We start from the raw sequence: 19,308 nt of genomic DNA on the forward strand, positions 1-19,308 counted from the left end.
TTAAGTCCGGAACAGATCTGTCATGGGCGAAGCAATGCGGCTGCGCCTCAAGCCGCAGATGAATGACAATGCCGCCCCGGTCAAGTCACACCGACGAGGATGACTGATTCCTGTGGCTGCGAGATGAAGCATGACCGAAAACGTCGACGTGCCCGCCGCTCCCGCCAATCGCCACACCGTTCATGCCAAGGGCCGCGAAAAAGTTCTTGCCCATGCCGCCATGCTGCTCTTTGCGGCCTTGATCGCGGGCTCCTTCTCCTTCGGTGGTATGGCCGCGCAGCATCTGGAAGCCGGACCGCTGACGCTGTGGCGTTACCTGATGACCATGGTCGTGATGGGCGTCCTGACCTTTGGCATTCTCCGCGTGCCGTTCACCAAGCCGCGCCGCGTCTGGCGCTATGCCCTGCTTGGCGGCCTGATCGCCATTTACATGCTGACGATGTTTGCAGCCCTCGAGTTCACCAGCCCCGTGCAGACCGGTGCCGTCTTCACCCTGATGCCACTGATCAGCGCGGGCTTTGCGCTGGTCTTCATCGGCCAGAAGACCAGACCCGACGTGTTGATCGCCCTTGTCATCGCCGCGCTTGGCGCAATCTGGGTGATCTTCCGGGCCGATATCGGCGCGATCCTGTCCTTCGATGTCGGGCGCGGCGAGCTGATCTACTTCGTCGGCGTCGTCTGCCACGGCGCCTATGTGCCGCTGATCCGCAAGTTCGGCCAAGGCGAAAACCCGGTCGCCTTCGGTTTCTGGGTGGTGGTCTTCACCATCCCCTGGCTTCTGCCCACGGGCGCCGTGCCGCTGGCCGAGACGGATTTCGCAGCACTTCCGGGCACCGTCTGGGCGACCATCGCCTATCTGTCCATCGTCACGACGGCGATCACGTTCATGCTGTTGCAATACGCATCCATGCGCCTGCCAGCGCCCAAGGTGCTCGGATATGGCTACCTGACCCCAACCTTCATCATCCTGCTGGAGGGCCTGCTCGGCCACGGCTGGGCGAGCCCGGCCGTTTTTCTCGGCGCGCTCGTGACCGCCGCCGGCCTGCTGGTGATGGGGCTGCTCAGGGACTAACGCCTGACTTCAGGATCAGGCCGCTGACGAACAGTCCCTCAAGGAAGTGAGCGGCCTCTTCGAAGCGCTCGGCCCCATCGCGTCCCTCGCCCAGCACCGCCTTAACCTGCACGTCGAAATCCGCATAATGCTGGGTCGTCGACCAGATCGAGAAGATCATGTGGTGCGGATCGCAGTCCCGCACTTTGCCGGCCGCAATCCAGGCGCGGATAACCTCGGCCTTCTCGTCCACAAGATCCTTCAACGGGCCTTCCAGAACACCCATGATATGCGGCGCGCCCTGCAGGATTTCGTTGGCAAAGAGCCGGCTTTCGCGCGGAAATTCTCGGGCCATTTCCAGCTTGCGTCGGATATAGGACCGGATCTCTTCCTCCGGATCGCCCTCGGCATCGAAAGCCGCCAGCGGCTCCAGCCAGTTCTCCAGCACCCGGTCGATCAGCGCCCGATGCATGGCTTCCTTCGTCCGGAAATAGTAGAGAAGGTTCGGCTTCGACATGCCCGCGACCTCGGCAATCTGGTCAATCGTCGAGCCATGAAATCCCCTCTGCGAGAATACCTCCAGCGCAGCTTCCAGGATCAGCTCTTCCTTTTCCTCCTGAATCCGCGTTCGCCTCTGGGTTTGCGCCGCTCTCGGTATGGCCATGTCGAACGTATTCCCCGCTAACGTCTTGAACTCGTTACTGATAATCGGCGCATAAATTCTGTGCAATTGCCGAGATTTTTGTCGTAGATTTTTGCCAAATTCAGCTTGAGTGCATCGTTGGAAGTTGTAATGTTTTACCAGTCGGTCAAATTATTGGACAGATGTCAAATAAAGGCAACTGCCGATACGACAGCGGAAAAGACAAATATAAACCGCTGCTGTTGACCTCGGGAACTCGGGAGTTGGGCGCAAGATCCGCGCCCCGATAAAACAGGTGAGGATCTGCAATGACGGCGCAACCCGGCACGAACCTTCGCGTGAACGGCGATCGGCTGTGGGACATGCTCATGGAGATGGCGAAGATTGGCCCCGGCATTGCCGGCGGCAACAATCGCCAGACCCTGACGGATGAAGATGCCGAGGGCCGCCGCCTCTTCCAGCGCTGGTGCGAGGATGCAGGACTGACCATGGGCGTCGACACCATGGGCAACATGTTCATGACCCGCCCCGGCACTGATCCGGATGCCTTGCCCGTCTATATCGGCAGCCACCTCGACACGCAGCCGACCGGCGGCAAATATGACGGCGTGCTCGGCGTGCTCGCGGGTCTTGAAGTCGTGCGCTCGATGAACGACCTCAACATCAAGACCAGACACCCCATCGTCGTCACCAACTGGACCAATGAGGAAGGCGCCCGCTTTGCGCCCGCCATGCTGGCATCGGGCGTCTTTGCCGGTGTGCTGTCCCAGGATTACGCCTATGCCCGCAAGGACATGGAGGGCAAGACCTTCGGCGACGAACTGAAGCGCATCGGCTGGGTCGGCGACGAACAGGTCGGCGCCCGCAAGATGCACGCCTATTTCGAATATCACATCGAACAGGGCCCGATCCTCGAGGCCGAAGAGAAGCAGATCGGTGTAGTTACCCACTGTCAGGGTCTCTGGTGGCTGGAATTCACGCTGACCGGCAAGGAAGCCCACACCGGCTCCACCCCGATGAACCACCGCGTCAATGCCGGCCTTGCCATGGCCCGCATCATGGAGATGGTCCAGACGGTCGCCATGGACAACCAGCCGGGCTGCGTCGGCGGCGTCGGCCAGGTGAAGTTCTCGCCCAATTCCCGCAACGTCCTGCCTGGCACGGTCATCTTCACCGTCGACATCCGCTCGCCGGAACAGGCCAAGCTCGACGGCATGCGCGCCCGCATCGAAAAGGAAGCCGCCGAAATCTGTGCGGCTCTCGGTGTCGGCTGTTCCATCGAGGCCGTCGGCCATTTCGATCCGGTCACCTTCGACCCGACGCTCGTCGCCTCCGTCCGCAAGGCGGCGGAAGATCTCGGCTACAGCCACATGAACATCATCTCAGGCGCCGGCCACGATGCCTGCTGGACAGCCAAGGTGGCGCCCTCGACCATGATCATGTGCCCCTGCGTCGGCGGCTTGAGCCACAACGAGGCGGAAGAGATTTCCAAGGAATGGGCGTCTGCGGGCTGCGACGTGCTGCTCAGGGCGGTTCTGGAGACGGCGGAGATTGTGGGCTAAACTCAAGATCTGTCCTATGCGGAGGCCTGCCAATGACTTTGCCAAGAGAACTGTCTGCAGAAGAAAGGGCCGAACTGCGAGCGAAGGGGTTCCAGCGTTTTGAATTATGGCTACCTGACCTGCGCGACCCGTCCATCCGGGAGCAGGCTGTAGCAGAAGCAAATCGAATGGCCTTTGCTGATGAAGAAGACAACGTGATGGAGTGGATTGATAGTCTTCAGAAGGACATGTGGGATCATGAGGACGGAGAAGGCGGCCAATGAAGCGTGGCGATGTCGTCACCGTGGTGCTGCCAAGCGCTCTGGGCAAGCCTCGCCCAGCCGTCATCGTTCAGACGGACTCGATGACGGAGTCGCAGCTCAAAACCGTGCTCGTCTGCCCGATAACCAGCTTCAGCTCCGGTCCGAGCATCTTTCGGGTGCCAGTGGAGCCTACTCCCACAAATGGGCTCAAACTGCAGTCTGAAGTCATGGTCGACAAAATTAGTCCAGCCAGCCGGCAGAGGGTCGGGGAAGTCATTGGGACTTTTGATGACGTGACGATGCGCCGGGTCGAGCGCTCCATGGCTCTGGCACTTGGCTTCGCAGGATGAGCACACACTAAAAATGGAACCACGGGGAGAGACCACATGACCACCACAGTCATCAAGGGCGGCACGATCGTCACCGCCGATCTGACCTACAAGGCCGACGTCAAGATCGAGGGGGGCGTGATCGTCGAGATCGGACCGAACCTGTCCGGCGACATCGTGCTGGATGCGGCGGGCTGTTATGTCATGCCGGGTGGCATCGACCCCCATGTGCATCTCGAAATGCCCTTCATGGGCACCTACTCGGCCGACGACTTCGAAAGCGGCACCCGCGCTGGCCTCTCCGGCGGCACGACCATGGTGGTCGATTTCTGTCTGCCCGGTCCCGACCAGTCCCTGCTCGAAGCCTTGCAGATGTGGGACAACAAGACCTCGCGCGCCACGGCGGACTATTCCTTCCACATGGCGATCACCGGCTGGAACGAACGCGTCTTCGACGAGATGAAAACGGTCGTCCAGGATCGCGGCATCAACACCTTCAAGCACTTCATGGCCTACAAGGGCGCGCTGATGGTGAACGACGACGAGATGTTCGCCTCCTTCCAGCGCTGCGCCGAACTGGGCGCGCTGCCGATGGTGCATGCCGAAAACGGCGATGTTGTTGCCTCGATGACCGCAAAACTTCTTGCTGAAGGCAATAACGGTCCGGAGGCCCATGCCTATTCCCGTCCGCCGGAGGTCGAGGGCGAGGCGACCAACCGCGCGATCATGCTGGCCGATATGGCCGGCGTTCCGCTCTATGTCGTGCACACCTCCTGCGAACAGGCCCATGAAGCCATCCGCCGCGCCCGCCAGAAAGGCATGCGCGTCTATGGCGAGCCGCTGATCCAGCACCTGACGCTCGACGAGAGCGAATATTTCAACAAGGACTGGGACCACGCCGCCCGCCGCGTCATGTCGCCCCCCTTCCGCAACAAGCAGCACCAGGACTCACTCTGGGCCGGCCTGCAGTCGGGTTCGCTCTCGGTCGTCGCCACCGACCACTGCGCCTTCACCTCAGAACAAAAACGCTTCGGCGTCGGCAACTTCGCCAAGATCCCGAACGGCACCGGCGGCCTTGAAGACCGTATGCCCATGCTCTGGACCTATGGGGTTGCAACCGGCCGCCTGACGATGAACGAATTCGTCGCGGTCACCTCGACCAACATCGCCAAGATCCTCAACATCTACCCGAAGAAGGGCGCCCTGCTCGTCGGCGCCGATGCAGACCTCGTGGTCTGGGATCCCAAGCGCTCCAAGACCATCTCTGCCAAGACCCAGCAATCGTCGATCGACTACAACGTCTTCGAAGGCAAGGAAGTGACCGGCCTGCCGCGCTATACGCTGACCCGCGGTTATGTCGCGATTGAAGAGAGCGCAGTAAAGACCCGTGAGGGCCACGGCAAGTTCGTCAAGCGCGAGCCCTTCCCCGCGGTTTCCAAGGCGCTCTCGACCTGGAAGGAACTCGTGGCACCGCGGAAGGTGGAACGCACGGGCATTCCGGCGACGGGGGTTTGAGCAGGTCGATGCCGTTGCTGCGTGGTCTTACCCCCCTCTGTCACTTCGTGACATCTCCCCCACAAGGGGGGAGATCAGTCGCCGCGTGCTCGCGCCACACCTCCCCCTTGAGGGGGGAGGTCGCCGCAACGCGGCGGGTGGGGGTGACCCCGGCGACGAGTTCGACGTCACAGCAACATACTAGCGCTCTACACATCACCCCACCCCGGAGCTTCGCTCCGACCCTCCCCCTCAAGGGGAGGGTGAGGCGTCAGCACCTGCCCCGACCGATCTCCCCCCTTGTGGGGCAGATGTCCGCGCTTCGATGCAATCGAAGGAGGACAGAGGGGGGTAACCCAAGCGCCAACGTCAGAAGAGCAGCATCACCCCTCAACCAACCCATCCAGCTCCGGCAACAGCACCACACTTTCCTGCTCGTTCGGGTCGGTGCGCGCAATGATCGCCGTGCAGGGCGCATTCGACAGGTTCGCCGGCAGATGCGGCACGCCGGCTGGGATGTAGAAGAGCTCGCCAGCATGCACGATCACATGGTTCTCCAGCCGGTCGCCATACCAGGTATGCGCCTGGCCGGAGAGCATGTAGATCGCCGTCTCGTGGCTCTCGTGCAGATGCGCCTTGGCGCGCGCACCGGGCGGCATGGTCAGCACATGCATGCAGATGCCCTTCGAGCCGACCGTCTCGGCGGCGATGCCCTCAAAGTAACTCAGTCCCTGCTTGCCCTCATAGGTATGGCCGGGCTTCACGATCCGGCAGGTGGGCTTTGCTGATGCGTCCATTGTCCCGTCCTCTTCCATTCGGCGGCAAGGCCGCCTTTCCCCGTCCGCTGCTCCCGAGCGTCCGCATATCCAAAGAATGCAAGAGGCAGGCTGCCTTTGCAACAAACCCGATTGGTCCCAGCGCATGAATGCACCTTACTCGGTCGTCTCGGCCAAAAATCTGAGCCTCACCTTCGAGACCAATGATGGGCCGGTCCACGCCCTGTCCAATGTCAATCTGGAGGTGAAGAAAGGCGATTTCGTCTCCTTCATCGGCCCCTCCGGCTGCGGCAAGACCACCTTCCTGCGCGTCATCGCCGACCTCGAGAAACACACGGCCGGTGAGATCACCGTCAACGGGATGACACCGGAAAACGCCCGCAAGGCACGCTCCTACGGCTATGTCTTCCAGGCGGCTGCCCTTTATCCCTGGCGCACGATCGAAAACAACATTGCACTACCGCTCGAAATCATGGGCTACAGTGCCGATGAGAAGAAGAAGCGGATCGAGCAGACGCTGGAACTGGTCAACCTCTCGGGCTTCGCCAAGAAATATCCCTGGCAGCTGTCGGGCGGCATGCAGCAGCGCGCCTCGATCGCCCGCGCGCTCGCCTTCGACGCCGACCTGCTGCTGATGGACGAACCCTTCGGCGCGCTCGATGAAATCGTCCGCGACCACCTGAATTCCGAGCTGTTGAAGCTCTGGGACCGCACCAACAAGACGATCTGCTTCGTCACCCACTCGATCCCCGAAGCCGTCTACCTCTCGACCAAGATCGTCGTCATGAGCCCGCGTCCGGGCCGGGTGACCGATGTCATCGAATCGACACTGCCGAAGGAACGCCCGCTCGACATCCGCGAGACGCCGGAGTTTCTCGAGATCGCACACCGGGTGCGCGAGGGTCTGAAGGCGGGGCATTCTTATGAGGAATAGTGGTTCGTTGAGGAAGAAGACCCCTCCCCAACCCCTCCCCACAAGGGGGAGGGGCTTTGGCGCCCGGGGCACCGCTCTCACCCTGCCACTAACGCATCAGCGAGTGGCTAACCTCAGTATGATGCCCACGTCGGGGCAAAGATCATGCTTGCCAACGCTCTGGCCTTGCGGGGACCATCAGCGGAGAATTTCCTTGAGCACGAGGGCGGCGGGAAAGCCCCTCCCCCTTGTGGGGAGGGGTTGGGGAGGGGAAACTGATCGCTCCATGATCGATGGAAGGCACGACCAAATGCCGCATTCCAACATCGACCCGAAGACGCGCAAACGCGCCCGAACTCTGCGCACCGAACTCACGAAGGCGGAACGCGAAATGTGGGATATACTCCGCGACTTCCGCCCGCGGGGCGCGCGCTTCCGCCGGGAGACGCCGATTGGCCCTTACATCGCTGACTTTGCCTGGCTCGCAGCGCGCATCGTCGTTGAAGTTGATGGCGACAGCCATGAAACCGATGCTGGACGCAAACACGATATCCGCCGCGACGCCTTCATGGCGTCACAAGGCTTCAAGGTCCTGCGCTTCGACAACGATCTGGTGATCGACAATCCCGACCATGTCTACTTAACGATCGAAGCCTCTATCTCACACCTCCTGAAGGAGGCACCTACCCCATGAACCCCACCTTCCTCCTGTGGCTCGGTGCCGCCATGGCGACCTTCCTCGGTGCCGCCACTGTCTCCCGGGCCTATGTCGACAACGGCAAGCTCTGGGTGCTTCTCGCCTCTCTCGCCCTCTACTGTGTCGGCAACCTGATGATGGTGAAGCTGATGCGCGAGGGCGGCCTGGGCTTGGCCATCTCGGCCTCCTCCGTCGCGCAGCTGCTGCTGATCAACGTGATCGCCTTCTTCCTCTTCGGAGAACGCTTGAGCGCCATCCAAACCGCAGGCGTCGCGCTGGGTGTCGTCTCAATGGCTCTCATGCTCTATCCCGCAAAAGGAGGTGCCTGATGACATCAGCCCCTTCCGCCTTCCGTGACCGCATTTTGCCGGTTCTGACCGTCATTCTCGCGATCCTCGTCATCTGGCACGTCTTCGTCGTCTACCTGAACGCGCCCTTCGTGCGCGACCAGGCCGCCCGGGCCAATGAGGAGATCACCTTTGCCCAGGTCGTCGAGCGCACCTTCGCCCAGGAACGGCCGATCCTGCCCGCCCCGCATCAGATCGTCGCCGAGCTCTGGGATACCACCATCAACAAGGCCGTCACCTCCAAGCGCAGCCTCGTCTACCATGCCTGGATCACGCTCTCGGCGACGCTTGCCGGCTTTGCCATGGGCACCGTGCTTGGCATCGTGCTGGCGATTGCCATCGTTCATAACCGGGCCATGGACAAGTCGTTGATGCCCTGGGTCATCGCCTCGCAGGCCATTCCCATCCTCGCCATCGCGCCGATGATCATCGTCGTTCTGAATTCGATCGGCATCTCAGGCCTCATGCCCAAGGCCCTGATTTCGACCTATCTTTCCTTCTTCCCGATCGTTGTCGGCATGGTGAAGGGCCTGCGCAGCCCCGACATTCTGCTGCTTGATCTGATGCACACCTACAATGCCAGCCAGTCCCAGACCTTCTGGAAGCTGCGCTGGCCGGCCTCGATGCCCTACCTCTTCACCTCGCTGAAGGTGGCGATCGCCATCTCGCTGGTCGGCGCCATCGTCGGTGAGCTGCCAACTGGGGCCGTCGCCGGTCTCGGTGCCCGACTGCTGTCCGGTTCCTATTACGGCCAGACCATCCAGATCTGGGCAGCGCTCTTCATGGCGGCGGGGCTCGCGGCCCTGCTCGTCTCGATCGTCGGCATGGCCCATACACGGGTTCTCGCACGCATGGGGGTCAAGCCATGAACGGTTACCTCGTCTTCGCCCTCCTCTTCTGGCTCGGTGCCTGGGGTCTGAACCAGTGGCTTGTGGCTCAGCGTCCGAAGGACCCATCCACACGCCGCGCGATCGGCCTCGCCGTACCCCTCATCTTCGGCGTGACCCTGCTCGTCATCTGGGAATGCATGGTGCGTGGCTTCGAGATCCCCTCGATCCTGCTTCCCGCACCCTCGATGATCTGGGCGCGCATCATCACCTCCACCCATATCCTCTGGGCGGATTTCCAGCAGACCTTCCTGAAATCCGTGATCACGGGTTACATCGCCGGCTGCGGCCTCGGCTTCATCGTCGCGATCTTGATCGACCGCTCGCCTTTCCTGCAGAAGGGGCTGCTGCCGATCGGCAACTTCGTCTCGGCCTTGCCCGTCGTCGGCATCGCTCCGATCATGGTCATGTGGTTCGGCTTCGACTGGCAGTCCAAGGTTGCCGTCGTCGTCATCATGACCTTCTTCCCGATGCTGGTGAACACGGTCCAGGGGCTGGCCTCGGCCAGCCATATGGAGCGCGACCTGATGCACACCTATGCCGCCTCCTGGTGGCAGACGCTGGTGCGCCTGCGGCTTCCCGCCGCCTGGCCCTTCATCTTCAATGCGCTGAAGATCAACTCGACTCTGGCTCTGATCGGGGCCATCGTTGCAGAATTCTTCGGCACCCCGATTGTCGGCATGGGCTTCCGGATCTCGACTGAGGTCGGACGCTCGAATGTCGACATGGTCTGGGCCGAGATTGCGGTTGCCGCGCTCGCCGGCTCGGTCTTCTACGGATTGGTGGCACTGGCAGAACGCCGGGTCACCTTCTGGCATCCGTCCGTCCGTGGTGGACGGACGTAAACTGCACCAAAACAAAAAGAGGGAACTGAAATGACAATCAAACTCGCATCCCTGCTGCTGGCTGCCGCGGTCTCGCTGACCGCCATGCAGGCCGCCGCCGCCGACAAAGTGACCCTCCAGCTGAAATGGGTAACCCAGGCCCAGTTCGCCGGCTACTACGTCGCCAAGGACAAGGGCTTCTATGAAGAAGAAGGCCTGGACGTCGAAATCAAGCCGGGCGGCCCTGACATCGCTCCCCCGCAGGTTCTGGCCGGTGGCGGCGCAGACGTGATCGTCGACTGGATGCCGTCGGCTCTCGCAACCCGCGAAAAGGGCGTGCCGCTCGTCAACATCGCCCAGCCCTTCAAGTCCTCGGGCATGATGCTGACCTGCCTCAAGGAAACCGGCATCACCAAGCCGGAAGACTTCAAGGGCAAGACGCTCGGCGTCTGGTTCTTCGGCAACGAATACCCGTTCCTGTCCTGGATGAGCACGCTCGGCATCAAGACCGATGGCTCGCCGGAGGGCGTCACAGTCCTCAAGCAGGGCTTCAACGTCGACCCGCTCTTGCAGAAGCAGGCTGCCTGCATCTCGACCATGACCTACAACGAGTACTGGCAGGTCATCGACGCCGGCATCAAGGCGGAAGACCTGGTGACCTTCAAGTATGAAGACGAGGGCGTCGCAACCCTTGAGGACGGCCTCTACGTCCTCGAAGACAAGCTCGCCGACCCGGCCTTCAAGGAAAAGATGGTCAAGTTCGTCCGCGCTTCCATGAAGGGCTGGAAGTACGCCGAAGAGAACTCCGATGAAGCCGCTGAAATCGTGCTCGAAAACGACGCCTCCGGCGCCCAGACCGAACAGCATCAGAAACGCATGATGGGCGAGGTCGCCAAGCTGACCGCTGGCTCCAACGGCGCGCTCGACAAGGCCGACTACGACCGTACGGTCAAGACACTGCTGGGCGGCGGTTCCGATCCGGTCATCACCAAGGAGCCCACCGGCGCCTTCACGACCGAAATCACCGACGCGGCCCTCAAGTAGAACCAGGCGGACCACCGAAAACGGGCACGGGGAGCAATCTCCGTGCCTTTCAGTTTTTTGTAAGTAAGACGAATTATTTCAACGAATTGCGATTGCATTTCGGCAACACCTATCGTCCTATGTTGAACATTCTTTGTCGCGCACTTGAATTCCGCGACGGCGCCTCTTGCAAGCCATTCTGACATCGCCCACCTCTTGCACCATGTTTTAGGGGCCGCCACTCGGCCGATACGGTTCATGACAGGAGTTTTATTGTGTCATGAATGGTGAGCCGGCCACGGCGCACATGCGTAATATGCTGAGACTTGCGATCTTCTTCGGGGAAGGGACCCATGCTTTTGAACACGAGCCCCAAGGCCATTCTGCTGGCCTCCACGCTGACGCTTATGACCTCCACGGTTTTCGCGCAGGAAACGCCCGCAGAGCCGCCAAAGAGCCCTGCTCTTCCCGCCATTGTCGTCACCCAGGCGAAGAGCCGCACTCTGGTCGACCGCATCCTTGCCACCGGCACGATCAAGGCGGTCGAGGATGTGTATATTCAGCCGCAGGTCGAAGGCCTGCAGATCAGGTCTCTGGAAGTCGATGTCGGCGATACGGTCACCGCCGGTCAGGTCGTGGCACGGCTTAACGATGACACGCTGAAGCTGGAGCGCAGCCAGCAGGCCGCCAATCTGGCGAAGGCTGAAGCGTCGCTGGCGCAGTCCCGCGCACAAGTTGTCGAAGCCGAAGCCAATCTCAAGGAAGCCCAGCGCCAGTTCGATCGGGCTTCGCGTCTGGTCAGCAGCGGCTCTGTCTCCGCTTCGCAGCGCGAACAGGCGGAAACATCGCTGGCAAGCGCCCAGACCCGCGTTGAGAGCGCCAAGCAGGCGATCGCCGTCGCCGAAGCGGATATCAAGGTCATCGAAACGCAGATTTCCGACATTGATCTGCGCCTGGCCCGCACCGAGATCAAGTCGCCAGTCGCCGGCATCGTGTCTGTACGCAATGCCCGCATCGGCGCCATTGCGTCGGGCAGCGCCTCGCCGCTCTTCACCGTCATTCGAGACGGTCAGATCGAACTTGTGGCGGATGTGACGGAAAGTGATATATTGCGGTTGAAGGCTGGCCAGCCGTCGGCCATTACGGTTGCAGGAACGAGCACACCGATATCCGGTTCGGTTCGTCTGGTGTCGCCGGTCGTGGATGCCGTGACCCGCATGGGTTCCGTGCACATCGCCATCGATGACGACGCGGCCGCCCGTGCCGGCATGTATGGAAATGCAGACGTCACCGTCGGCCAGGCCGAGGATATCGCCCTGCCGCTGTCGGCGATCACCAGCGAGCGTAACGTCACCACGGTACGGCTCGTAGCCGATGGCATCGTGAAAATGCAGACGGTCAAGACCGGTATCCAGGATGGTCCCTTCATCGAGGTGACCGAAGGATTGAAAGAGGGCGACCTGGTCGTCGCCAAGGCGGGTGTCTTCGTCCGCGAAGGCGACCGGATCAAACCCGTAGAAGACACCAGCAGCGTTTCCAACTGAGGACCGACGTCGCCATGAACTTCTCTGCATGGTCCATTCGCAATCCGATCGCACCGATTCTGGCTTTCTTCCTGCTGGTCGTTGTCGGTATCCAATCCTTTAACGCGCTGCCGATCACCCGGTTCCCGAACATCGACGTGCCGCTTGTCGCGATCACCGTCGGCCAGAGCGGTGCCTCCCCGGCCGAACTAGAAAGCCAGGTCACGAAGGAAGTCGAAGACGCGGTCGCCTCGATCACCGGCGTCGACGAAATCAATTCGACCGTCACCGATGGCCAGTCCCAGACGGTCGTCATGTTCCGCATGGAAGTGCCCACCGAACAGGCGGTCCAGGACGTCAAGGACGCGATCGACCGGATCCGCGGCGATCTCCCGGCCTCCGTCGATGAGCCGATCGTCAGCAAGATCGACGTCGAGGGCCAGGCGATCCAGAGTTTTGCGGTTTCCTCGCCGAACATGAATCTGGCGGAACTTTCCTGGTTTGTCGACGACACGATCAAGCGCGCTCTACAGGGCCAGCCCGGCATCGGCCGCGTGGACCGCTACGGCGGCGCGGACCGCGAGGTTCGCGTCGAACTCGACCCGAACCGCCTCGACGCCCTGGGTGTCACGGCCTCTGACATTTCCAGCCAGCTGAAGGGCACCAATGTCGATCTCGGCTCCGGCCGCGGTCAGGTTGCCGGTGCCGAACAGTCGATCCGCACGCTCGGCGATAACCGCGATGTCGAGAGCCTCGCCAACACGACCATCGCCCTTCCTGGCAACCGCTTCGTCAAGCTCTCCGACCTCGGCCGTGTCTACGACACCTATGAGGAACAGAAGTCCTTCGCCCGCCATGACGGTAAGCCGGTGGTTTCCTTCGCGGTGTTCCGCGCCAAGGGCGCGAGCGAGGTGACGGTCGCTGAAACCGTCGCCGAGAGCCTTGCCCAGGTCCGTGCCGAAAATCCCGACGTCCAGATCGAGATGATCGACGACTCGGTCTACTTCACCTATGGCAACTATGAAGCGGCCATGCACACCCTCGTCGAGGGGGCCATCCTCGCCGTCATCGTGGTGCTGCTCTTCCTGCGCAATTGGCGTGCAACGCTGATCTCGGCGGTCGCGCTGCCGCTCTCGGCCATCCCGACCTTCTGGGTCATGGACATCATGGGCTTCTCGCTCAACCTCGTCTCGTTCCTGGCACTCACGCTGGCAACCGGTATCCTCGTCGACGACGCGATCGTCGAGGTGGAGAACATTGCCCGCCATATCAAGATGGGCAAGACGCCCTATCGAGCGGCGATCGAGGCGGCGGACGAAATCGGCCTCGCCGTCATCGCGACGACCTTCACCATCATCGCGGTCTTCGTACCGGTTTCCTTCATGCCGGGCATCCCGGGCCAGTACTTCATCCAGTTCGGCCTGACGGTCGCCTTCTCCGTCTTCTTCTCGCTGCTTGTGGCCCGTCTCATCACCCCGATGATGGCTGCCTATCTGATGCGGGCCGAAGACGCGATGGACGACCATCACGACAACGACAGCCTGCCGCTGAAGATGTACACGAAGCTGGTGCGTTTCACGACACGCCGCTGGTACTCTCGCCTCGGAACCCTCGCTGCCGCGATCCTCTTCCTGATCGGCTCGATTATCCTCCTGTCCGGCGTTCCCGGCAGCTTCATTCCCCCGGAGGACGCCGGCCGCATCGTGCTGTCAGTGGAACTGCCGCCGAATGCAAAGCTCGATGACACCGAGCGCAAGACGGACGAAATTTATGCCGCGATCAAGGATGTTCCGGATGTTGCGAGCATCTTCATCCTCGGCGGCTCCTCCCCGCGCGGAGATCTCGAGCTGCGCCGCGCAAGCGTGACCATGAACCTTGACCGGATCGAGCATTCGCTGGCCAAGACTCTCGTCAACAAGGGTCTTGGCGGTCTCCCCGTGATCGGCCAATATCTGCCGAAACTTCCGGAGAACGGCCGTACGCGTCCGCAGTGGGACATCGAAGAGGAAGTCTTCGCCAAGCTGGCCGCGATCCCGGACATCCGGATCACCAAGCTCAACGACCGCGGCGAGCGCGACATCACCTTCAACTTCCTCTCCAAGAACGAGTCGGAACTGAATGACGCGGTCGGGATTCTGGAATCCAGGCTGCGCCAGGTGCCGGAATTGGCAAACGTCAGTGCCGACGGCGCCCTGCCCCGTCCCGAACTGCAAATCCGCCCCCGCGCTGATGAAGCAGCTCGCCTGGGCATAACAGCCCAGCAGATTGCCCAGACGGTGCGCGTCGCCACGATCGGCGACGTCGACGCGGCTCTTCCGAAGATCTCGCTCGACAACCGCCAGATCCCGATCCGCGTCCAGGCTTCACTTGATCTGCGGACCGATCTGGCCGCCATCCGCGCCCTGAAGGTGCGCACGGCAAGTGGTGCCACCGTGCCGCTGTCGAGCGTCGCCGACATCGACTATGCCGAGGGCGTTTCCTCGATCAAGCGCAACGATCGCAACCGCGTCGTCTCCATCGGCGCGAGCCTTCCGCAAGGGGTCGCACTCGACACGGCCACGGCGGCCTATCGCACGGCCGTGGAAAATGCCGACATCCCGGCAAGCGTTCGCCTGGCCGAGAGCGGTGATGCCAAGGTTCAGGCCGAGATGCAGCAGAGCTTCCTCAACGCCATGATCCTCGGCCTGCTGCTGGTGCTGACGGTGTTGATCCTACTCTTCAAGAACGTGATCCAGCCCTTCACCATCCTGTTCTCGCTGCCGCTCGCCATCGGTGGCGTGGCAGTGGGTCTGATCGTGACGAACAATGCGCTGTCCATGCCGGTCCTGATCGGCATCCTGATGCTGATGGGTATCGTGACGAAGAACGCCATCCTGCTGGTCGATTTCGCCATCGAGATGCGCCATCAGGGTCTCCATCGCCTCGAAGCCATGGTGGAAGCCGGCCGCAAGCGCGCTCGGCCGATCATCATGACTTCGATTGCCATGTCGGCCGGCATGCTGCCGTCTGCCCTTGGCGTCGGCGAAGGCGGTTCGTTCCGTGCACCGATGGCGATTGCCGTGATCGGTGGCATCATCGTCTCGACGGCTCTGAGCCTCGTGGTCGTGCCCGCCTTCTTCCTGATCCTCGACGACGTCTCGCGCCTGCTTGCCTGGGTCTTCGGTCGATTTGTCGGCAAGAAGGAAGTCGAGGAACAGGTGCTGTCCGCAGAAGACCTGTCGCATCTCGCCCGCCGCAACTTCGAGAGCCTGCAGGCGGTGGAGAAACGGCTTGCCGCCGTCGAGCGCGGCAAGACCGATATCCGCAAGGGCGATGGCGGTGGCAACGTCATCAACCTGCCGCCGCTCGCCGCAGAGTAACGGCAGCGTCGCAACGCGTTTCGATCGGCCAATTTCGACCCTAACCGGAATTGGCCGATCACCGATTTTTCCCGCTGTGTATGGGATCTCTGACGGAAACATTCAATTCCGCTCGAAGGGACCAAACCAACCGCATCGGGATTTGATCATGAAGAACCTCCTCGCCACGACGGCGCTCTTTCTCCTTGCCACGGCCGCCTCTGCTGCAGACGCCGTTTCGTCCGTTCCGGACGCCCCAGTCGCCACCGACATCGAGAACCGGGGCTTCGAATGGACCGGCGGTTATGCCGGTCTCCAAGGCGGTCATGGCTGGCTGGACGGCCATTTTGAAACCGCTGGCCTGACTCCACTGGACGGCAGTTTCGACGGCGGCTCGCTCGGCGCCTTTGCCGGCTTCAACAAGCAGTTCGCCAACAATGTCGTGATTGGTCTCGAGGGTGATCTCGAGCACAACTGGAACGAACAGGACCTGGCGACGCTGATCGGCACTTTCACCGGCAAGGCGGACTGGCAAGGATCGATCCGCGGTCGCCTCGGCTACAGCTTCGGCCGCGCCATGGTCTATGCCAGCGCCGGTTGGGCAGCCGCCCATGTCGACGCCGACCTCGTCGGCCTCGTCAACGCCAGCACCAGCGAAGTCTATCACGGCTACACCGTGGGCGCTGGCGTGGATTACGCCGTCACCGACCGGATCTTCGGCCGTCTCGACTATCGCTATAGCGACTTCGGCAGCAAGGACCTGAACTTTGGCGGCACGGTGGTCGAATCGGACCTCAGCCAGCACAGCGTCCGGCTGGGCCTCGGCGTAAAATTCTGACGCCCTGCCCAACCCCGACAGGATCCCAAAGGGGGCTCGGTCATCCGAGCCCCTTATTCTTGCGCCCGCGATAGCAGTCCGTGCGGATATTCTCATGCAACCGCCTGTCGGGTTGATCGAAATCAAACAGGGCTTGTGCAACCGAAACTATGCTGCAGGGGCTGGATAGGGGCGACGCGTCCGACAGGTCGCAGACCTGCAGCGCCACGGGGGTGGCGGCGCGGTCTCGCGGGCGGGGCACAGATGCGCGGCCAGTCGCCGTGCGGACGTTCTGTCGGTCCAAGGCGTCGCTATCAACGGGGAGCCGGGAAAACCGTGAACAAGATCTTGAGACTGAACACACGAGACAAGAACACGCTTCTGCGGACATCTTTTCTGTCGCAACTCGGCCCCACGGCGATGGCGGCCATGTTGGACATTGCGACCGTTGCGAATTACGAATCGCGCGACGTACTGTTCCGTGAGGGCGAACACGCGGAATACTTCTACTGCGTGCTCGGCGGCTATGTCCGCCTGTACCGGCTGAACAAGGACGGTCGAGAGGCCGATATCCGCATCTGCGGCCCCGGCGACACATTCGCCGAATGCTTGCTGACCATGGGCGACCACTATCTCTACAACGCTCAGGCTGCCGAGACGGTGACGCTTGCCCGGTTCGATCTGCAGAAGGTTCGTGCCTTGGCGGAGCAGGAGAAGGAGGTCGCGAAAACCATCATGCGCTGTCTGTCCGCCCATCTGCTGGCAACCATGGACTGCATCGCCAACGACCGCCTGCAGACCGCGCCACAGCGCGTGGCTCATTATCTGCTGACAGCCTGCAATGCCGAGGGTGGCCCGGCTTCGGTCCGCCTGCCCTTCCAGAAGAGCCTGCTTGCCGGCAAACTGGGCCTGGCCCCGGAAGCCCTGTCGCGCGCTTTTTCAACGCTGCGCCGCGCCGGGGTCACGGTCAGGGGCCGCACCATCCAGATCAACGACGTCTCGGCCCTCAAACAGATCTGAGGGCCGCGCGAGAAGGCAGGGCTTTAGAGACCGCCACTCTCCTGCAGAAAACTGACGATCCGCTCAACCCCGGCGCCGCGCTTGAGATCGGTGAAAACAAAGGGACCGCCTGCCCGCATCCGCCCGGCATCGCGCTCCATGACATCGAGATCGACGCCGACATGGGGTGCAAGATCTGTCTTGTTGATGACTAGCAGATCGGAGCGTGTGATGCCAGGCCCGCCCTTGCGCGGGATTTCCTCACCCTGGCAGACCGAGATCACATAGAGGGTGATGTCCGCGAGATCCGGGGAGAAGGTGGCGGCCAGATTGTCGCCGCCGGACTCGATGAAGACGAGGTCGAGGTCCGGAATGCGCTGATTGAGATCGGCAATCGCCTTCAGATTGATGGAGGCGTCTTCGCGGATCGCCGTGTGCGGACAGCCACCCGTCTCGACACCCACCACCCGGTCAGAGCTCAGTGCCTGCATCCGGATCAGCGCATCCGCATCTTCACGCGTATATATATCATTGGTAACGACGGCGACCGAGTAGTGGTCGCGCATCGCCTTGCACAGCTTCTCCGTCAGCGCCGTTTTGCCCGAACCGACAGGTCCGCCGATACCGACGCGGAGAGGACCGTTTTTGGATTTGTTTGCATTCATACTCTGATCCTGGGTCATGCTTAGGATTGGAAAAGCCTGGAATACTGTGTCTCGTGGCGCATGCTGAGTGTTTCCGCTGCAATTGCTGCCGAACCCAGGTCGTCGAGACCGAGCCGCTCAAACCCGGGCACTGCGGAAAGGATCAGCTCCTCGAAGGTGGCGATCAGGAGGACGCCGTGGCTCTGGCCGATGACACCAAGCCGTATGGCAACGGATATCAGTTGCGAGACCTGTGCATGCAGAAAGGCGGCCAAGGCATCTCCGGCGGCCACCCCATGGGCCGCCGCAATGGCGCCGACGGCCACACTGTAGGCGACCGGACCGGATAACTGCCCGAGCACCGGATGCGGCCAGCCGGCTGCAGCATTGACAAAGGCTTCGCCCTGGCGGGTGATTTCCGCATGGCGCTCCGCCGAACCGGCAAGAGCGGCCGCCAGCTCAATGAGTTCATCCAGATCGTCGCCTTCGGTCTGCCGCCGATGCGCTTCGAGAAACAGGATGGCGTCGTTGCGCAGTCCCCCGTGCTCCACCAGCAGACACAGCCAGGACCGCAAGCTGTCGGCATCGCGCACATGCCGCTCCACAACGGCGCTTTCCAGCCCTCCGGAATAGGCAAATCCACCGACGGGAAAGGCCGGCGACAGCCAGGCCATCAACCGCAACAAACCGCGCTGGGTCACGGGCGCTCGCGAAAACAGGCTGTCAGCCATGGCCACTTGCGCCGTGTCCATGGCTTCCGTGAGCATGATACGCTCCCCGCACCGGTTGGAAGGGTTCCACCACCTCGATCACCTCGGCGCCAAGCCCGGTCAGCATCTCGCGAATGACATGGTCACGCAGGATCAGGATCCGCTCCGCCTCGATCTGCGCCGCCAGATGCCGATTGCCGAGATGCCAGGCAAGCTCGACCAGATGCAGCCCGTCACGTCCCGTGATCTGAAACAGCCGTTCCTCTGCCGCCCGAATCTCGATCGTCGTACCGTCTTCGAGAATCAGCCGGTCACCATGCGCAAACAACACCGGCTCCTTGAGATCGAGCATGACCATTTCACCGTCGTCGAGATGCAAGAGCTTACGTCGCAGATGGCGCGCGTCATGCGACAACACCACGATGCCTTCGGGAGCCTCCGCCACGGTGCCGGCGGGTTTGTAGCTTGTCGCGCGCTGCATGAAGTCTC

20 protein-coding genes are annotated in these 19,308 nt (G+C 61.9%); 15 read left to right on the plus strand and 5 right to left on the minus strand.

Annotation, left to right across the window (positions count from 1 at the left end):
* The first annotated feature begins 130 nt into the window (after positions 1-130).
* Positions 131-1,072 carry a DMT family transporter gene (locus tag ACT53S_RS10695; RefSeq protein WP_113375177.1) on the plus strand — a complete coding sequence of 314 codons (942 nt, stop codon included), beginning with the start codon at positions 131-133 and terminating at the stop codon, positions 1,070-1,072.
* Here ACT53S_RS10695 and ACT53S_RS10700 read toward each other — a convergent pair.
* A complete protein-coding gene (locus ACT53S_RS10700; protein ID WP_476066963.1) occupies positions 1,062-1,715 on the minus strand; it encodes a TetR family transcriptional regulator C-terminal domain-containing protein in 654 nt (217 codons plus the stop codon). The genes ACT53S_RS10695 and ACT53S_RS10700 overlap by 11 nt on opposite strands.
* Before the next feature lie 287 nt (positions 1,716-2,002).
* Between ACT53S_RS10700 and ACT53S_RS10705 the strand changes: the two genes are divergently transcribed.
* Genes ACT53S_RS10705 through hydA form a run of 4 tightly spaced genes read left to right on the plus strand, consistent with a single transcriptional unit; the run spans position 2,003 to position 5,342 of the window.
* Positions 2,003-3,256: a Zn-dependent hydrolase gene (locus ACT53S_RS10705; protein ID WP_476066964.1), complete on the plus strand. Its 1,254-nt coding sequence runs from the start codon at positions 2,003-2,005 to the stop codon at positions 3,254-3,256.
* A 32-nt stretch (positions 3,257-3,288) separates the two neighbouring features.
* Positions 3,289-3,519 carry an antitoxin MazE-like protein gene (locus tag ACT53S_RS10710; protein ID WP_162750435.1) on the plus strand — a complete coding sequence of 77 codons (231 nt, stop codon included), beginning with the start codon at positions 3,289-3,291 and terminating at the stop codon, positions 3,517-3,519.
* The gene (locus tag ACT53S_RS10715; RefSeq protein ID WP_476066965.1) at positions 3,516-3,848 is read left to right on the plus strand and encodes a type II toxin-antitoxin system PemK/MazF family toxin; all 333 of its coding nucleotides are present in this window, start codon (positions 3,516-3,518) and stop codon (positions 3,846-3,848) included. Before ACT53S_RS10710 ends, ACT53S_RS10715 begins: the two co-directional genes overlap by 4 nt.
* Positions 3,849-3,884: 36 nt before the next feature.
* Positions 3,885-5,342: a dihydropyrimidinase gene (hydA, locus tag ACT53S_RS10720; protein WP_476066966.1), complete on the plus strand. Its 1,458-nt coding sequence runs from the start codon at positions 3,885-3,887 to the stop codon at positions 5,340-5,342.
* A gap of 362 nt (positions 5,343-5,704) precedes the next feature.
* Here hydA and ACT53S_RS10725 read toward each other — a convergent pair whose 3' ends face one another.
* Positions 5,705-6,118, minus strand: coding sequence for a cupin domain-containing protein (locus tag ACT53S_RS10725; RefSeq protein WP_476066967.1), 414 nt, complete (start codon positions 6,116-6,118; stop codon positions 5,705-5,707).
* 124 nt (positions 6,119-6,242) lie between these two features.
* Here ACT53S_RS10725 and ACT53S_RS10730 point away from each other — a divergent pair, with 124 nt between their 5' ends.
* From ACT53S_RS10730 to ACT53S_RS10775, 10 genes are all read left to right on the plus strand, one after another.
* Positions 6,243-7,031, plus strand: a complete 789-nt coding sequence (locus ACT53S_RS10730; RefSeq protein ID WP_476066968.1) for an ABC transporter ATP-binding protein — start codon at positions 6,243-6,245, stop codon at positions 7,029-7,031.
* 265 nt (positions 7,032-7,296) lie between these two features.
* Positions 7,297-7,704 carry an endonuclease domain-containing protein gene (locus ACT53S_RS10735; protein ID WP_476066969.1) on the plus strand — a complete coding sequence of 136 codons (408 nt, stop codon included), beginning with the start codon at positions 7,297-7,299 and terminating at the stop codon, positions 7,702-7,704.
* A complete protein-coding gene (locus ACT53S_RS10740) occupies positions 7,701-8,036 on the plus strand; it encodes a hypothetical protein (RefSeq protein WP_140828683.1) in 336 nt (111 codons plus the stop codon). Before ACT53S_RS10735 ends, ACT53S_RS10740 begins: the two co-directional genes overlap by 4 nt.
* Positions 8,036-8,923 (plus strand): ABC transporter permease, encoded by an 888-nt coding sequence (locus ACT53S_RS10745; RefSeq protein WP_476066970.1) that lies wholly within the window; start codon positions 8,036-8,038, stop codon positions 8,921-8,923. Before ACT53S_RS10740 ends, ACT53S_RS10745 begins: the two co-directional genes overlap by 1 nt.
* Positions 8,920-9,786, plus strand: coding sequence for an ABC transporter permease (locus ACT53S_RS10750; RefSeq protein WP_476066971.1), 867 nt, complete (start codon positions 8,920-8,922; stop codon positions 9,784-9,786). The genes ACT53S_RS10745 and ACT53S_RS10750 overlap by 4 nt, the downstream gene beginning before the upstream one ends.
* A gap of 30 nt (positions 9,787-9,816) precedes the next feature.
* Positions 9,817-10,809 (plus strand): ABC transporter substrate-binding protein, encoded by a 993-nt coding sequence (locus tag ACT53S_RS10755; protein WP_476066972.1) that lies wholly within the window; start codon positions 9,817-9,819, stop codon positions 10,807-10,809.
* Positions 10,810-11,147: 338 nt separating this feature from the next.
* The gene (locus ACT53S_RS10760; protein ID WP_476067468.1) at positions 11,148-12,332 is read left to right on the plus strand and encodes an efflux RND transporter periplasmic adaptor subunit; all 1,185 of its coding nucleotides are present in this window, start codon (positions 11,148-11,150) and stop codon (positions 12,330-12,332) included.
* Positions 12,333-12,346: 14 nt separating this feature from the next.
* Positions 12,347-15,670 (plus strand): efflux RND transporter permease subunit, encoded by a 3,324-nt coding sequence (locus ACT53S_RS10765; RefSeq protein ID WP_476066973.1) that lies wholly within the window; start codon positions 12,347-12,349, stop codon positions 15,668-15,670.
* 148 nt (positions 15,671-15,818) lie between these two features.
* Entirely contained in the window at positions 15,819-16,487 is a 669-nt protein-coding gene (locus tag ACT53S_RS10770; protein WP_476066974.1) for an outer membrane protein, read from the plus strand.
* A 315-nt stretch (positions 16,488-16,802) separates the two neighbouring features.
* Positions 16,803-17,486: a Crp/Fnr family transcriptional regulator gene (locus tag ACT53S_RS10775; RefSeq protein WP_476066975.1), complete on the plus strand. Its 684-nt coding sequence runs from the start codon at positions 16,803-16,805 to the stop codon at positions 17,484-17,486.
* Between the two features lie 23 nt (positions 17,487-17,509).
* Here ACT53S_RS10775 and ureG read toward each other — a convergent pair whose 3' ends face one another.
* The 3 genes from ureG to ureE are packed head-to-tail and all read right to left on the minus strand — an operon-like array spanning position 17,510 to position 19,300.
* Entirely contained in the window at positions 17,510-18,130 is a 621-nt protein-coding gene (gene ureG / locus ACT53S_RS10780; protein ID WP_142067721.1) for an urease accessory protein UreG, read from the minus strand.
* Between the two features lie 20 nt (positions 18,131-18,150).
* Positions 18,151-18,840, minus strand: coding sequence for an urease accessory protein UreF (locus tag ACT53S_RS10785; protein ID WP_476067469.1), 690 nt, complete (start codon positions 18,838-18,840; stop codon positions 18,151-18,153).
* Positions 18,833-19,300, minus strand: a complete 468-nt coding sequence (gene ureE, locus ACT53S_RS10790; RefSeq protein ID WP_476066976.1) for an urease accessory protein UreE — start codon at positions 19,298-19,300, stop codon at positions 18,833-18,835. Before ureE ends, ACT53S_RS10785 begins: the two co-directional genes overlap by 8 nt.
* Positions 19,301-19,308: the final 8 nt, after the last annotated feature.

The sequence above is a fragment of the Allorhizobium sp. DMC15 genome (genome assembly GCF_056314065.1).

Bases quoted from the DNA above. Each gene is read 5' to 3' on its own strand.
- ACT53S_RS10695 (WP_113375177.1), top strand. From the start codon at position 131: ATGACCGAAAACGTCGACGTGCCCGCCGCTCCCGCCAATCGCCACACC.
- ACT53S_RS10700 (WP_476066963.1), bottom strand. From the start codon at position 1,715: ATGGCCATACCGAGAGCGGCGCAAACCCAGAGGCGAACGCGGATTCAG.
- ACT53S_RS10705 (WP_476066964.1), top strand. From the start codon at position 2,003: ATGACGGCGCAACCCGGCACGAACCTTCGCGTGAACGGCGATCGGCTG.
- ACT53S_RS10710 (WP_162750435.1), top strand. From the start codon at position 3,289: ATGACTTTGCCAAGAGAACTGTCTGCAGAAGAAAGGGCCGAACTGCGA.
- ACT53S_RS10715 (WP_476066965.1), top strand. From the start codon at position 3,516: ATGAAGCGTGGCGATGTCGTCACCGTGGTGCTGCCAAGCGCTCTGGGC.
- hydA (WP_476066966.1), top strand. From the start codon at position 3,885: ATGACCACCACAGTCATCAAGGGCGGCACGATCGTCACCGCCGATCTG.
- ACT53S_RS10725 (WP_476066967.1), bottom strand. From the start codon at position 6,118: ATGGACGCATCAGCAAAGCCCACCTGCCGGATCGTGAAGCCCGGCCAT.
- ACT53S_RS10730 (WP_476066968.1), top strand. From the start codon at position 6,243: ATGAATGCACCTTACTCGGTCGTCTCGGCCAAAAATCTGAGCCTCACC.
- ACT53S_RS10735 (WP_476066969.1), top strand. From the start codon at position 7,297: ATGATCGATGGAAGGCACGACCAAATGCCGCATTCCAACATCGACCCG.
- ACT53S_RS10740 (WP_140828683.1), top strand. From the start codon at position 7,701: ATGAACCCCACCTTCCTCCTGTGGCTCGGTGCCGCCATGGCGACCTTC.
- ACT53S_RS10745 (WP_476066970.1), top strand. From the start codon at position 8,036: ATGACATCAGCCCCTTCCGCCTTCCGTGACCGCATTTTGCCGGTTCTG.
- ACT53S_RS10750 (WP_476066971.1), top strand. From the start codon at position 8,920: ATGAACGGTTACCTCGTCTTCGCCCTCCTCTTCTGGCTCGGTGCCTGG.
- ACT53S_RS10755 (WP_476066972.1), top strand. From the start codon at position 9,817: ATGACAATCAAACTCGCATCCCTGCTGCTGGCTGCCGCGGTCTCGCTG.
- ACT53S_RS10765 (WP_476066973.1), top strand. From the start codon at position 12,347: ATGAACTTCTCTGCATGGTCCATTCGCAATCCGATCGCACCGATTCTG.
- ACT53S_RS10770 (WP_476066974.1), top strand. From the start codon at position 15,819: ATGAAGAACCTCCTCGCCACGACGGCGCTCTTTCTCCTTGCCACGGCC.
- ureG (WP_142067721.1), bottom strand. From the start codon at position 18,130: ATGAATGCAAACAAATCCAAAAACGGTCCTCTCCGCGTCGGTATCGGC.
- ACT53S_RS10785 (WP_476067469.1), bottom strand. From the start codon at position 18,840: ATGGCTGACAGCCTGTTTTCGCGAGCGCCCGTGACCCAGCGCGGTTTG.
- ureE (WP_476066976.1), bottom strand. From the start codon at position 19,300: ATGCAGCGCGCGACAAGCTACAAACCCGCCGGCACCGTGGCGGAGGCT.